The organism is Bacillus sp. TH22 (genome assembly GCF_016651015.1).
Lineage (GTDB): Bacteria > Bacillota > Bacilli > Bacillales > Bacillaceae_G > Bacillus_A > Bacillus_A mycoides.
The window spans coordinates 2,329,830-2,344,563 of sequence record NZ_JAEKER010000001.1; the positions used below are offsets into that span (position 1 = coordinate 2,329,830).

A 14,734-nucleotide genomic window follows, 5' to 3' on the forward strand; every position below is an offset into this window, starting at 1 on the left:
TCTCTCAAAACTAGATAACGTTGCTTCATATTATATGGTTAAGTCCTCGATCTATTAGTATTCGTCAGCTCCACATGTCACCATGCTTCCACCTCGAACCTATCAACCTGATCATCTTTCAGGGATCTTACTAGCTTACGCTATGGGAAATCTCATCTTGAGGGGGGCTTCATGCTTAGATGCTTTCAGCACTTATCCCTTCCGCACATAGCTACCCAGCTATGCCCTTGGCAGAACAACTGGTACACCAGCGGTGCGTCCATCCCGGTCCTCTCGTACTAAGGACAGCTCCTCTCAAATTTCCTGCGCCCACGACGGATAGGGACCGAACTGTCTCACGACGTTCTGAACCCAGCTCGCGTACCGCTTTAATGGGCGAACAGCCCAACCCTTGGGACCGACTACAGCCCCAGGATGCGATGAGCCGACATCGAGGTGCCAAACCTCCCCGTCGATGTGGACTCTTGGGGGAGATAAGCCTGTTATCCCCGGGGTAGCTTTTATCCGTTGAGCGATGGCCCTTCCATGCGGAACCACCGGATCACTAAGCCCGACTTTCGTCCCTGCTCGACTTGTAGGTCTCGCAGTCAAGCTCCCTTATGCCTTTGCACTCTACGAATGATTTCCAACCATTCTGAGGGAACCTTTGGGCGCCTCCGTTACACTTTAGGAGGCGACCGCCCCAGTCAAACTGCCCACCTGACACTGTCTCCCGGGTCGATAAGACCCGTAGGTTAGAATTTCAATACAGTCAGGGCGGTATCCCACCAGCGCCTCCACCGAAGCTAGCGCTCCGGTTTCAATGGCTCCCGCCTATCCTGTACAAACTGTACCAAAATTCAATATCAGGCTACAGTAAAGCTCCACGGGGTCTTTCCGTCCTGTCGCGGGTAACCTGCATCTTCACAGGTACTATAATTTCACCGAGTCTCTGGTTGAGACAGTGCCCAAATCGTTACACCTTTCGTGCGGGTCGGAACTTACCCGACAAGGAATTTCGCTACCTTAGGACCGTTATAGTTACGGCCGCCGTTTACTGGGGCTTCAGTTCAGAGCTTCGCTTACGCTAACCCCTCTCCTTAACCTTCCGAAGCACCGGGCAGGTGTCAGCCCCTATACTTCGCCTTACGGCTTCGCAGAGACCTGTGTTTTTGCTAAACAGTCGCTTGGGCCTATTCACTGCGGCTTTCCGTTAAGAAAGCACCCCTTCTCCCGAAGTTACGGGGTCATTTTGCCGAGTTCCTTAACCAGAGTTCTCTCGCACACCTTAGGATTCTCTCCTCGCCTACCTGTGTCGGTTTGCGGTACAGGCACCTTTTATCTCGCTAGAAGCTTTTCTTGGCAGCGGGGAATCAAAGACTTCGCTCCATAAGGAGCTTCCCCATCACAGCTCAGCCTTCACGATAAGCGGATTTGCCTACTTATCAGCCTAACTGCTTGGACGTGCACAACCAATCGCACGCTTCTTCTATCCTTCTGCGTCCCTCCATTGCTCAAACGATAAAGAGGTGGTACAGGAATATCAACCTGTTGTCCATCGCCTACGCCTGTCGGCCTCGGCTTAGGTCCTGACTAACCCTGAGCGGACGAGCCTTCCTCAGGAAACCTTAGGCATTCGGTGGACGGGATTCTCACCCGTCTTTCGCTACTCATACCGGCATTCTCACTTCTAAGCGCTCCACCAGTCCTTCCGGTCTGACTTCACTGCACTTAGAACGCTCCCCTACCACTGATACCATTGGTATCAATTCGCAGCTTCGGTGGTGTATTTAGCCCCGGTACATTTTCGGCGCAGAGTCACTCGACTAGTGAGCTATTACGCACTCTTTAAATGGTGGCTGCTTCTGAGCCAACATCCTAGTTGTCTAAGCAACTCCACATCCTTTTCCACTTAATACACACTTTGGGACCTTAGCTGGCGATCTGGGCTGTTTCCCTCTTGACTACGGATCTTATCACTCGCAGTCTGACTCCTAAGGATAAGTCATTGGCATTCGGAGTTTGACTGAATTCGGTAATCCGATGAGGACCCCTAGTTCAATCAGTGCTCTACCTCCAAGACTCTTACACTTAAGGCTAGCCCTAAAGCTATTTCGGGGAGAACCAGACTATCTCCAGGTTCGATTGGAATTTCTCCGCTACCCACACCTCATCCCCGCACTTTTCAACGTGCGTGGGTTCGGGCCTCCATTCAGTGTTACCTGAACTTCACCCTGGACATGGGTAGATCACCTGGTTTCGGGTCTACGACCACGTACTAAACGCCCTATTCAGACTCGCTTTCGCTGCGGCTCCGCCTCTTCAGCTTAACCTCGCACGGGATCGTAACTCGCCGGTTCATTCTACAAAAGGCACGCCATCACCCATTAACGGGCTCTGACTATTTGTAGGCACACGGTTTCAGGATCTCTTTCACTCCCCTTCCGGGGTGCTTTTCACCTTTCCCTCACGGTACTGGTTCACTATCGATCACTAGGGAGTATTTAGCCTTGGGAGATGGTCCTCCCAGATTCCGACGGAATTTCACGTGTTCCGCCGTACTCAGGATACATTCAAGAGAGAACGAAGTTTCGACTACGGGGTTATTACCCTCTGTGACGGACCTTTCCAGGTCGCTTCGTCTACCTCGTTCCTTTGTAACTCCGTATAGAATGTCCTACAACCCCAAGAGGCAAGCCTCTTGGTTTGGGCTAGATTCCGTTTCGCTCGCCGCTACTCAGGAAATCGCATTTGCTTTCTCTTCCTCCAGGTACTTAGATGTTTCAGTTCCCTGGGTCTGTCTTCCATACCCTATGTATTCAGGTAAGGATACCATACCATTACGTATAGTGGGTTTCCCCATTCGGAAATCTTCGGATCAAAGCTTACTTACAGCTCCCCGAAGCATATCGGCGTTAGTCCCGTCCTTCATCGACTCCTAGTGTCAAGGCATCCACCGTGCGCCCTTTCTAACTTAACCAAACTAAAATTAAAAAAATATGAGCTACACTGTTATCTAGTTTTCAAAGAACATACATTTAAACTTGAGAGATAGTTCTCTCAAAACTGAACGAAACAAAACAAGTCAACGTTTATTGATGAACTGCGTTCATCAATTCTCCATAGAAAGGAGGTGATCCGACCGCACCTTCCGATACGGCTACCTTGTTACGACTTCACCCCAATCATCTGTCCCACCTTAGGCGGTCGGCTCCATAAAGGTTACCCCACCGACTTCGGGTGTTACAAACTCTCGTGGTGTGACGGGCGGTGTGTACAAGGCCCGGGAACGTATTCACCGCGGCATGCTGATCCGCGATTACTAGCGATTCCAGCCTTCATGTAGGCGAGTTGCAGCCTACAATCCGAACTGAGAACGGTTTTATGAGATTAGCTCCACCTCGCGGTCTTGCAGCTCTTTGTACCGTCCATTGTAGCACGTGTGTAGCCCAGGTCATAAGGGGCATGATGATTTGACGTCATCCCCACCTTCCTCCGGTTTGTCACCGGCAGTCACCTTAGAGTGCCCAACTTAATGATGGCAACTAAGATCAAGGGTTGCGCTCGTTGCGGGACTTAACCCAACATCTCACGACACGAGCTGACGACAACCATGCACCACCTGTCACTCTGCTCCCGAAGGAGAAGCTCTATCTCTAGAGTTTTCAGAGGATGTCAAGACCTGGTAAGGTTCTTCGCGTTGCTTCGAATTAAACCACATGCTCCACCGCTTGTGCGGGCCCCCGTCAATTCCTTTGAGTTTCAGCCTTGCGGCCGTACTCCCCAGGCGGAGTGCTTAATGCGTTAACTTCAGCACTAAAGGGCGGAAACCCTCTAACACTTAGCACTCATCGTTTACGGCGTGGACTACCAGGGTATCTAATCCTGTTTGCTCCCCACGCTTTCGCGCCTCAGTGTCAGTTACAGACCAGAAAGTCGCCTTCGCCACTGGTGTTCCTCCATATCTCTACGCATTTCACCGCTACACATGGAATTCCACTTTCCTCTTCTGCACTCAAGTCTCCCAGTTTCCAATGACCCTCCACGGTTGAGCCGTGGGCTTTCACATCAGACTTAAGAAACCACCTGCGCGCGCTTTACGCCCAATAATTCCGGATAACGCTTGCCACCTACGTATTACCGCGGCTGTCGGCACGTAGTTAGCCGTGGCTTTCTGGTTAGGTACCGTCAAGGTGCCGACTTATTCAACTAGCACTTGTTCTTCCCTAACAACAGAGTTTTACGACCCGAAAGCCTTCATCACTCACGCGGCGTTGCTCCGTCAGACTTTCGTCCATTGCGGAAGATTCCCTACTGCTGCCTCCCGTAGGAGTCTGGGCCGTGTCTCAGTCCCAGTGTGGCCGATCACCCTCTCAGGTCGGCTACGCATCGTCGCCTTGGTGAGCCGTTACCTCACCAACTAGCTAATGCGACGCGGGTCCATCCATAAGTGACAGCCGAAGCCGCCTTTCAATTTCGAACTATGCAGTTCAAAATATTATCCGGTATTAGCCCCGGTTTCCCGGAGTTATCCCAGTCTTATGGGTAGGTTACCCACGTGTTACTCACCCGTCCGCCGCTAACTTCATAAGAGCAAGCTCTTAATCCATTCGCTCGACTTGCATGTATTAGGCACGCCGCCAGCGTTCATCCTGAGCCAGGATCAAACTCTCCAATAAAGTTAGTTTGTCTAGCATCTAAAAATAAAAATTGACGTTCACGTTGTTTGTTTCGTTCAGTTTTCAAAGAACTTGTCTGCCGCTTCAAAAGCGACTTCATCATATTAACATCTTCATTTTTCGATGTCAACTATGTTTTTGAATTTCTTTTTTGTCGTTTTCTGCGTTTCCGCATCAGCGACGTTTATTAATATACCATCATGGTTTTTAAATAACAAGTATTTTTTATAAAAAATACAAAAAGTTATCTATCCTACTCTCTTCTATAGAAAGAGCCCTTATCCTTTCTACTAAAAGCATTCATTTTGATTATATACAAGTTACTATACACTATCATCAACCAGGCAGTATTTCACAATAACTTCCTAACCTTTAGTCTTCTCCTTTTTTAATTTTATAATTACCATAGTTCTACTTAAGAAGGACAAATAATCATTTAAATGTAGAGTAACAAAAAACGTGGCCACTATACTAGAGCAAAACTTTAATTCCTGATTTTTCTCTCCAATCAGGAATTTTGCTTCCACAAATAACAAACTTCCCCTCGAAATATTAAATTAAGATTATTGTTAGAATTTTTTTACATTTAATTAATGAAAGATATCCAATTTTTGTTATATAGTAAGAAAGTGCCCACAAAACTATAAATAAACTAATGGAGGAATTATTTTATGGATAGGTTAACAAAATTTTCATTAAAAAACCGAGCCGCTATTATTATTATGGTTTTTCTCATTTCCATACTCGGTGTTTATTCCGGCTCTAAATTACCTATGGAATTTTTACCAAGCATCGATAACCCTGCAATAACTGTTACGACATTATCTCAAGGGCTCGATGCTGAAACGATGACCAAGGACGTAACTGATCCCCTTGAAAAACAATTTCGTAATTTAGAACATATCGATGGCATCACTTCTTCCACACATGAAGGATTATCACGCATCGACATTGCATATACATCCAAGGCAAATATGAAAGACGCGGCACGCGAAGTCGAAAAAACAATTAATACGATTAAATTACCTAAAGATGTAACTAAACCTGTTGTTAGTCAATTAAACACTTCTATGATTCCACTCGCTCAAATTACCATCCAGAAGCAAAACGGATTTTCAAAAGCTGACGAAAAACAAATTGAGAAAGAAATCGTACCACAACTCGAAAGCATTGATGGTGTTGCCAATGTTATGTTTTTCGGAAAATCAACTTCCGAATTATCCATCGTACTTGATCCTAACCAACTAAAAGATAAAAACGTAACATCACAGCAAGTACTAACAGTTTTACAAGGAAAAGAAACTTCCACTCCAGCCGGAGCAATTACCGTTAATAAGGCAGAATACAATCTTCGTGTCATCGGGGATATAAAAAATGTAAATGACATAAAAAACATCACCGTTACACCTCAAGTAAAATTACAAGATGTTGCTCAAATTGAATTAAAACAACATTACGATACAATCTCGCACATAAACGGGGAAGAAGGAACAGGATTAATCATCATGAAAGAGCCGAGTAAAAATGCGGTTGCAATCGGAAAAGACATTGATAAAAAGATTAAAGATATAAGCAAGCAATATAAAGATCAATTCTCTATTAAACTTTTAGCTTCAACTCATGAGCAAGTTGAAAATGCTGTTACTAGTATGGGAAAAGAAGTAATCCTTGGGGCAATTGCTGCAACTCTCATTATCTTAATCTTTTTACGCAACTTCCGAACAACACTCATCGCTGTCGTTAGTATTCCATTATCTATTTTATTAACACTATTTTTACTCCATCAATCTAACATCACACTTAACATTCTAACTCTTGGTGGCTTAGCCGTTGCAGTTGGACGTCTCGTCGATGATAGTATCGTTGTCATCGAGAATATTTTCCGTCGTTTACAAAAAGAACCTTTCTCTAAAGATATTATTCTCGATGCAACAAAAGAGGTCGCCGTCGCAATTACCTCTTCTACTTTAACGACAGTCGCCGTTTTTTTACCTATCGGTCTCGTATCGGGAGTAATCGGAAAACTAATGTTACCTATGGTGTTAGCAGTTGTGTATTCTATACTTTCTTCCTTAATTGTGGCATTAACAGTCGTTCCACTTATGGCTTTTTTACTGCTCAAAAAAACAAAACGTCGCAATTCACATTCTTCACCGCGATATGTCACTACATTAAAGTGGGCTCTTTCTCATAAGTTTATCATTCTACTCACTTCTTTTTTATTATTTGCAGGATCAATTGCAGCCTACATACTACTTCCGAAAGCGAACATAAAGTCTGAAGACGATACAATGCTTTCCGTTAACATGACATTTCCAGGTGATTATGATTCTGAAGCTAAAAAACAAAAAGCCTTTGATTTCGAAAAGAAACTCCTCTCTAATTCTGATGTAACAGATGTTATTTTGCGAATGGGATCTAGCGCAGAAGATGCACAATGGGGACAGACAACTCAAAACAATCTTGCAACTATATTTGTAGTCTTTAAAAAAGGATCTGACATCGACCAATATATTAAAGAATTAAAAAAGGATCATAATACTTTTGAACCAGCTGAACTTGATTATATAAAAACGAGTTACTCTGACTCTGGAGGCGGAAACAACTTACAATTTAACGTAACCGCTACTAACGCAACAAATTTAAAAAAGGCCGCCAACATCGTCGAAACAAAACTAAAAGGTATGGACGATCTCTCTAAAGTAAAAACAAATATAGAAGACTCTAAAAAAGAATGGCAAATTCATATCGATCAAACAAAAGCGGAACAACACGGTTTAACACCAGAATTAGTAGCACAACAAGTATCATTCCTTATGAAGAAATCTCCTCTTGGGGAAATCTCAATCAATAATGAAAAAACAACCATTATAATAGAACATAAAAAAGCATCCATTAACAAACAAGAAGATATTTTAAACACAAACATACTATCACCTATTAACGGACCAATTCCTTTAAAAGACATTGCAACTATTTCAGAAAAACAACTTCAAACGGAAATCTTCCATAAAGATGGGAAAGAAACGATTCAAATTACTGCAGAAGCTTCAAGTGAGGATTTAAGCAAAGTAAGCGCAGAAGTAAACAAGGCGATAGCCGACTTAGATTTACCTAACGGAGCAAAAGTAAATGTCGCAGGCGCTACTGAATCTATGCAAGAGAACTTCACAGATTTATTCAAAATTATGGGTATCGCAATCGGGATTGTATATTTAATTATGGTTATCACATTCGGGCAAGCACGTGCTCCTTTCGCGATTTTATTCTCTTTACCATTAGCTGCTGTCGGCGGTATTTTAGGATTAATCATTTCAAGAACACCTGTTGACGTAAATTCATTAATCGGCGCATTAATGTTAATCGGGATTGTCGTTACAAATGCTATTGTATTAATAGAAAGAGTGCAACAAAATCGGGAAAACGGTATGGAAACCAGAGAAGCCTTACTAGAAGCAGGATCTACTAGATTACGCCCAATTATTATGACAGCTATAACAACAATCGTCGCTATGCTACCACTCCTCTTCGGGCAATCTCAAGCAGGAAGTATGGTATCGAAAAGTCTGGCCGTCGTTGTAATCGGTGGTTTGGCAGTCTCAACCGTTCTTACATTAGTAGTCGTTCCCGTTATGTATGAACTATTAGATAAAATCGGGAGAAAAAGACGCTCCCGCAGAAAAATAAGCACTTCTACAGAAACACCTGATATTTAAACTAAAAGGCGTTATCTTCAATTATGAAGATAACGCTTTTTTATCCCTCTACCTATCCATAATATAATCCATCACTTTTTTACCATACTTCTCTAGCGGCTCTCCAGAATCTACAATAAGATATTCACCATGTAAAGGCCTTTTACTGCCAGCCAGACATTTTTGAAATGCTACTTCTGATTCTACTTTTGTAATTTGACTTATCTTACGTTCACGCGTTTGTAACCTACGATTAATTTCTTCTATATTATTAAGATAACATTCAATATATTTATATGTAGCCCCATACTTCCGACATAAACCTATTCCTTTTCAAGCATCCCCTCATAGAGACATGGGCTATCTAATATAACACTATGTTCTTGTTCCAACAAAAAACCTATCAGTTTCCACTCAATATCATAGGAGACTCCCCCAACAACTGTCGATTCACTCCCTCTTACCGTTAATGATTTTAATAAATGTCCGTAAAAAAAACCCCTGTTTATAAACAGAGAGTTCTTTTACGGACATTTATGCCGCTTTTACCTTCTTCGTCGTTTTACGACTTTTTTTCGCTCCTGTAAAACGCTTGTGTAATACAGATGCTACGAAACGAGAAATGATATTAAAGAGTAATACCATAATAATTAATACAGCTGCAGATTTTGTTGCAATTAACTTCGCATCCGGGATAATCCCTTCAGAGTTTAATTTCCAAATGTGAACAGCTAACGTTTCAGCTGGTCTAAATGGATTTAAAGGATGCGAGGGGCTCGAGAAGTCCGCTGCTGAATTTAAAATAGGTGATGTTAAACCCGCTGTATAAATTAACGCCGCAGCTTCACCGAATATACGGCCTGCCGCTAAAATAATACCTGTAATGATTTGTGGTAACGAAGACGGGATAATGATGCGGGCAATTGTTTGCCATTTCGTTGCACCTAGTCCAAGACTCGCCTCTTTTACATTATGAGGAACTTCAGAAATCGCATTTTCACAAACACGTGTTAAACCAGGCAAATTCAAAATAGTTAAAGCAAGAGCTCCACCCATTACTGTATATCCCCAGCCTGTCATGGTAACAAATACTAATAAGCCAAATAGTCCAACAACAATAGAAGGTAAAGACGCCATTGTTTCAATACATAAACGAACAAAACTTAAAAAACGACCTTGTTTTGCATACTCCGCTAAATATATTCCAGCCCCTAGTCCAAGAGGAATAGATATAATAAGTGTTATAACAAGCATGTAGAAAGAATTGAATAACTGTGGACCAATTCCCCCACCAGCTCTTGTATTGCTTGGTTCTCCGAATAAGAAACTAGGATCCCAAAATCCCCATCCCTTTTGCAGAATTTCGTACATTAAAAAAGCCAGCAAAGCTACAACTAAAGCTGCAACCCCATAAAAGATACCTGTCCAAACTTTATTTACCGTTCTTGCATTCATTATTATCGCTCACCTCTTTGACCAATCGCTCGAATTACTAAAATAAACAGGAATGAAATAACAAGTAAAATCATTGCTAACGTCCATAGCGCATTGTTCCAAGCTGTTCCGTTCAATGTATTCGTCATATCCATTGTCAGAATACCTGTTAACGTTGCTGTTGGACTATATATTCCTTCCGGTAATTTAATCGTGTTCCCGATTACCATTTGAACCGCTAACGCTTCACCAAAAGCACGCGCTAACCCTAAAACTATACCTGTTAAAATTCCTTGTTTTGCAGCAGGAACAATAACTCGGCTAATCGCTTGCCATTTCGTCGATCCTAGACCGTAAGAAGCTTCCAAGTAATCAAACGGAACAGAGCGTATTGCATCAGAGGCAATACTAGCAATAGTAGGTAAAATCATAATACTCAGGACAATAATACCCGCAATTAAACTAAATCCCACTCCACCGAACGAATCCCGTAATAGAGGAACCAAGATTGTAACCCCTAATAATCCGTATACAACTGATGGAATACCAACTAATAATTCTAAAACAGGCTTTAATACTTTATTCCCAAACTTCGGCGAAATTAAATTCATGAATATAGCAAGAGCTATAGCAATTGGTGCACTAATGACAACAGCACCTAACGACACAAGCGTCGAACCAACAATAAAGATGACAGCACCATACGTACCTTGATCAGCATTTGGATTCCATTTCATCGAAGTTAACACCTCAGAAAACGAGATACCACTTTGCGTGAAAGATTGAATTCCTTTGCCGCAAATAAACGCAATAATAGCTAATGTAATAAAAACAATAAAGATACCGCAAAACGTAACAAGTGATCTACCTATATATTCACTCTTTACGTAATTAATTTGTTTTTTCCCCTTCATCACAGGACAGACCCCACTTCATAGATTGCATTGAACAGGACTGGCCTTGCAGCCAGCCCCATAAAATTTTATTACTTATTTAATTTAGACATTGGGATGTAACCCATATCTTCTACTTGTTTTTCGAAATCTTTACCTTTTACATAGTCAATGTAAGCTTTTGTCGCTTCTTTTGCCTCACCTTTAGTTACCATGTACTCGTAAGACCAGAATGGATATTTACCAGCAGAAATATTTTCAACTTTCGGTTCAGATCCATCAATTTTAACCGTTTGTAACGCACCTTTTTTCTCACCAACCATGTAAGACATTGCTAAGTAACTAACTGAACCTGGAGTAGAGTTAATCGCTTGCTCTACAGCACCATTAGAATCTTGTGTTGTACCAGTTCCATCATTAATCTTCGCGTCTTTCATCACTGTCTTTTCAAAAGTAGCACGTGTACCAGATGAAGCTGGTCGGTTAATTACATTGATTTTTTCATCTTTTCCGCCTACTTCTTTCCAATTCGTTACTTTTCCAGTGAAGATATCTTGCACTTGTTTTACTGTTAAGTTATCAACTTTTACATCTTTATTTACGACAAGTGCGAATGCGATACCCGCAACTTTGTTATCTACTAATTCTTTTGCTTTTTCAGCATCTTTTATTTTATCTCCAGCTGGAACATCTGAGTTACCAATTTGCACTGCACCAGATGCTACTTGGTTAATCCCAGTTCCACTACCGCCACCTTGAACTTGAATAGAAACCTTTGAATTTTTCTCCATGAATTTCTTTCCAGCTTCCTCCGCAAGAGGTTGAAGAGCTGTAGAGCCAGCCGCTGCAATCGTACCTGATAATTCTTGTTTTGCATCGCTACCTTTAGCAGCTTCCTTATTATCCGTACTTTCTGCTTTTCCACATCCAACTAATGCACCTGCAACAACTAAAGCCGCTAAAGAAAATTTAATACCCTTTTTCATAACCATGTCTTGTACCCCCATTTGGATTATCACTTTTCGAATTCATCTTCTTTCGAACACAAATTCATTGTAGGACAACAATATTATGTGAGTGTTAAGCAATTTTTAAGTTTAAGTAAATAGGGGTAACATCCCGCAAAAGCTAGACATTCCAACATTTATAGTTGAAAAACCCAACAAAACCCACACTAAACATGCATTATTGTAAATTTAATCTTAACAATGTAAAGCTAGTGTAAATAATTTTCTGCATTTTCCCCTTTAGATTAAAACTACATTTACAATCACCCTATATTTTTAAGGTTTTACACCCTTACTTTATTTACATTGAGAAGAATTTCAGTAATATTTTTTGGTACAACTAAATAAATTGGAACAATTCTAAAAATAATTGAATATTTTTAAAGTACTAATTGACAGCATCATTAAATGTAGTCTAATATATTAGTATCAAAAAGTTTACCTAAGGAAACTTTTTAAACTTAAACTAACAATATAGAGATGAGGTAACTTTTATGGTATCGGCTAATACAAAACCACTTTCTGAATTTAAAACAGGAGAGTTTGTACAAATTGAGAAGATACAATTAGAAGGAACTATGAAACGACGTTTATTAGATTTAGGCTTTTTTCCTGGAGCGACAATTAAAGTATTACAACGCAGCCCACTTGGAGACCCAGTTGCTTATCAAGTAAGCAACACAACTATTGCACTGCGTAGTGAAGAAAGCTCCCTTATTTTCGGGGTATTAATAGGAGATGATTTCAGATGAGTAACCACCGCATTGCGTTAGCTGGTAACCCGAATACCGGAAAAAGTACATTATTTAATACTTTAACAGGCTTAAAACAACATACTGGAAACTGGACGGGGAAAACTGTTTTAAAGGCTGAAGGGGAATATAAGCACGGCGGAAATATATATACAATAATAGATTTACCTGGAACTTACTCACTGTATTCAAATTCGGCAGATGAAGAAGTAGCACGAGATTATATTATATTTGAAAAACCAGAAGTAACTGTAGTTGTTATAGATGCAACTGCAATGGAAAGAAATTTAAATTTAGCACTCCAAGTAATGGAAATGACAAACGATGTGGTCATTTGTATTAACTTAATTGATGAAGCGGAGAAAAAAGGAATCATTATTGACGAAAAGAAATTAGCAAAATCACTCGGTGTACCTGTAGTGAAGATTTCTGCTCGCAACCGAGTAGGCATTGGTCATTTGCTAAATGTCATCGCTAAAGTAGCAAATAAAAAACTAATTCCAACACCACTTAAAATTACTTATAACGATAAAATCGAAAATATGATTCAGGAATTAGAACCACAAATTTATAAAGTATTCGGTGATACGTATCCAGCACGTTGGATTGCATTACGTATATTAGATGGCGATAAGAATTTCTTAACTACACTTCAAAAACACCATAACGAACCACTTGTAAGGGAGGTTGTGATCAATGGAATCTCACTCAGCCAGTAAAGCTCTTCCGCTGGACTATATTGTTCAACATGCACAAACACTTTCAAAAGAAGATATACGAGATGATATTGTCGGAGATATTTATCGAACCTCCGCAAGTATATGTAAAGAAGCTGTCCAATATACAAATACCGATAAATTGTATCGTTCTGAAAAACTAGATAAAATTTTCACATCTCCAATCTGGGGATTCCCAATTATGCTCGGTATTTTATCTATTATTTTTTATCTTACAATTGCAGGCGCTAACGTACCTTCTGATATGATCGCTAAGTTCTTTGGCTGGGTAGAAGGATATTTAACATCTTGGTTCCAAGCAGCGCATGCACCTGAATGGTTACATGGCATTTTAATACTTGGTTTATTCCGCGGTATCGGTGCTGTTATTAGCGTTATGTTACCACCTATGGCAATCTTTTTCCCTATGTTCGCGCTATTAGAAAACTACGGATATTTACCACGTGTCGCATTTAACATGGACCGCTTATTCAAACGATCTGGTGCACATGGCAAGCAATCTTTAACAATGGCAATGGGATTCGGTTGTAATGCAGCTGCCATCATGTCAACACGTATTATTGAATCACCACGTGAACGTATGCTTGCAATCTTAACAAACAACTTCGTTCCTTGTAACGGTCGCTGGCCTATGTTAATTTTAATGGCTTCATTATTTATGGCTGCTGGTTATACAGGTAGTATGCAAACACTTGTTACTGCTGGCGTTGTAGTTGGAATGGTTGTAATTGGTGTTATTATGACATTAACTGTTTCTTGGGTACTATCAAAAACAGCTTTAAAAGGTGTGCCAACTCACTACACTCTTGAGTTACCGCCGTACCGTAAGCCAAAAGTTTGGAATACAATTGTACGTGCAACACTCGATAAATCAATATATGTTTTAAAACGAGCTATAGTTGTAGCTGCCCCTGCAGCTGCATTAACTTGGTTACTTGCTAATATTTTCATCGGTGACACAAGCTTACTTATGTATTTTGTAAACTTCCTAGATCCATTCGCTAAAATGTTAGGACTTGATGGCTTTATTTTAGCTGCATTCATTCTTGGGCTACCAGCTAATGAAATTGTCATCCCGATTTTATTAATGTCTTATTTATCAACTGGTGCTTTAACTGAAATAGATGATTTTAATCAAATTAAAAATCTATTCTTAGAACACGGTTGGACTTGGTTAACTGCGTTAAACACAATGTTGTTCTCTCTTCTTCATTTCCCGTGCGGAACAACACTAGTTAACATATATAAAGAAACAAAAAGTGCAAAATGGACATTCTTATCGTTCGCAATCCCTACCGTTATCGCCATTGTTGTGACATTCCTCTCTACACAATTGGTACATTGGTTAGGGCTTGTATAAAAACAAAGCATACATAGAAGGTATCCCCCTTCACATATGCTTTGCGCGAAAGAAACCTGAAATTATTCAGGTTTCTTTTTTTCTTTCCACGGCTGCGCTCCATACGTTGTGAGTTTTTTATGAATAAAGTATATGGCTCCCGGAAGAACCGCCATTAATATCGTGCAGCTAATTCCTAATCCAGTAAACAACTTCCAT

8 protein-coding genes, 2 rRNA genes and 1 pseudogene are annotated in these 14,734 nt (G+C 40.8%); 4 read left to right on the top strand and 7 right to left on the bottom strand.

Annotated features, from left to right (window positions below; genetic code table 11):
• Positions 1-34: 34 nt before the first annotated feature.
• Together JFU18_RS11940 and JFU18_RS11945 are read right to left on the bottom strand one after the other, a co-directional pair.
• Positions 35-2,959, bottom strand: a 23S ribosomal RNA gene (locus JFU18_RS11940).
• A gap of 146 nt (positions 2,960-3,105) precedes the next feature.
• Positions 3,106-4,658, bottom strand: a 16S ribosomal RNA gene (locus tag JFU18_RS11945).
• The 16S and 23S rRNA genes sit together here, the layout of an rRNA operon.
• Positions 4,659-5,329: 671 nt before the next feature.
• Between JFU18_RS11945 and JFU18_RS11950 the strand changes: the two genes are divergently transcribed.
• Complete coding sequence (locus JFU18_RS11950; RefSeq protein ID WP_201034724.1) at positions 5,330-8,374, top strand: efflux RND transporter permease subunit; 3,045 nt, start codon at positions 5,330-5,332, stop codon at positions 8,372-8,374.
• Positions 8,375-8,422: 48 nt separating this feature from the next.
• Here the strand turns inward: JFU18_RS11950 and JFU18_RS29870 are convergent.
• From JFU18_RS29870 to JFU18_RS11965, 4 genes and pseudogenes are all read right to left on the bottom strand, one after another.
• A pseudogene (locus JFU18_RS29870) lies at positions 8,423-8,835 on the bottom strand (P-loop nucleotide/nucleoside kinase family protein); the annotation flags it as partial.
• 52 nt (positions 8,836-8,887) lie between these two features.
• Positions 8,888-9,808 (bottom strand): phosphate ABC transporter permease PstA, encoded by a 921-nt coding sequence (pstA, locus tag JFU18_RS11955; protein WP_002010630.1) that lies wholly within the window; start codon positions 9,806-9,808, stop codon positions 8,888-8,890.
• A 2-nt stretch (positions 9,809-9,810) separates the two neighbouring features.
• Complete coding sequence (gene pstC, locus JFU18_RS11960; RefSeq protein WP_016101789.1) at positions 9,811-10,701, bottom strand: phosphate ABC transporter permease subunit PstC; 891 nt, start codon at positions 10,699-10,701, stop codon at positions 9,811-9,813.
• 71 nt (positions 10,702-10,772) lie between these two features.
• A complete protein-coding gene (locus tag JFU18_RS11965) occupies positions 10,773-11,672 on the bottom strand; it encodes a phosphate ABC transporter substrate-binding protein PstS family protein (protein ID WP_000245113.1) in 900 nt (299 codons plus the stop codon).
• Positions 11,673-12,181: 509 nt separating this feature from the next.
• On the opposite strand from JFU18_RS11965, the gene JFU18_RS11970 reads away from it, so the two are divergent.
• The 3 genes from JFU18_RS11970 to JFU18_RS11980 are packed head-to-tail and all read left to right on the top strand — an operon-like array spanning position 12,182 to position 14,536.
• Positions 12,182-12,439, top strand: a complete 258-nt coding sequence (locus JFU18_RS11970) for a FeoA family protein (RefSeq protein ID WP_002134462.1) — start codon at positions 12,182-12,184, stop codon at positions 12,437-12,439.
• Complete coding sequence (locus JFU18_RS11975) at positions 12,436-13,158, top strand: FeoB small GTPase domain-containing protein (RefSeq protein ID WP_201032492.1); 723 nt, start codon at positions 12,436-12,438, stop codon at positions 13,156-13,158. The genes JFU18_RS11970 and JFU18_RS11975 overlap by 4 nt, the downstream gene beginning before the upstream one ends.
• Complete coding sequence (locus JFU18_RS11980) at positions 13,136-14,536, top strand: nucleoside recognition domain-containing protein (protein ID WP_085309169.1); 1,401 nt, start codon at positions 13,136-13,138, stop codon at positions 14,534-14,536. The genes JFU18_RS11975 and JFU18_RS11980 overlap by 23 nt, the downstream gene beginning before the upstream one ends.
• 62 nt (positions 14,537-14,598) lie before the next feature.
• Here JFU18_RS11980 and JFU18_RS30205 read toward each other — a convergent pair whose 3' ends face one another.
• Positions 14,599-14,727, bottom strand: a complete 129-nt coding sequence (locus JFU18_RS30205; protein WP_000493988.1) for a hypothetical protein — start codon at positions 14,725-14,727, stop codon at positions 14,599-14,601.
• Positions 14,728-14,734 lie beyond the last annotated feature (7 nt).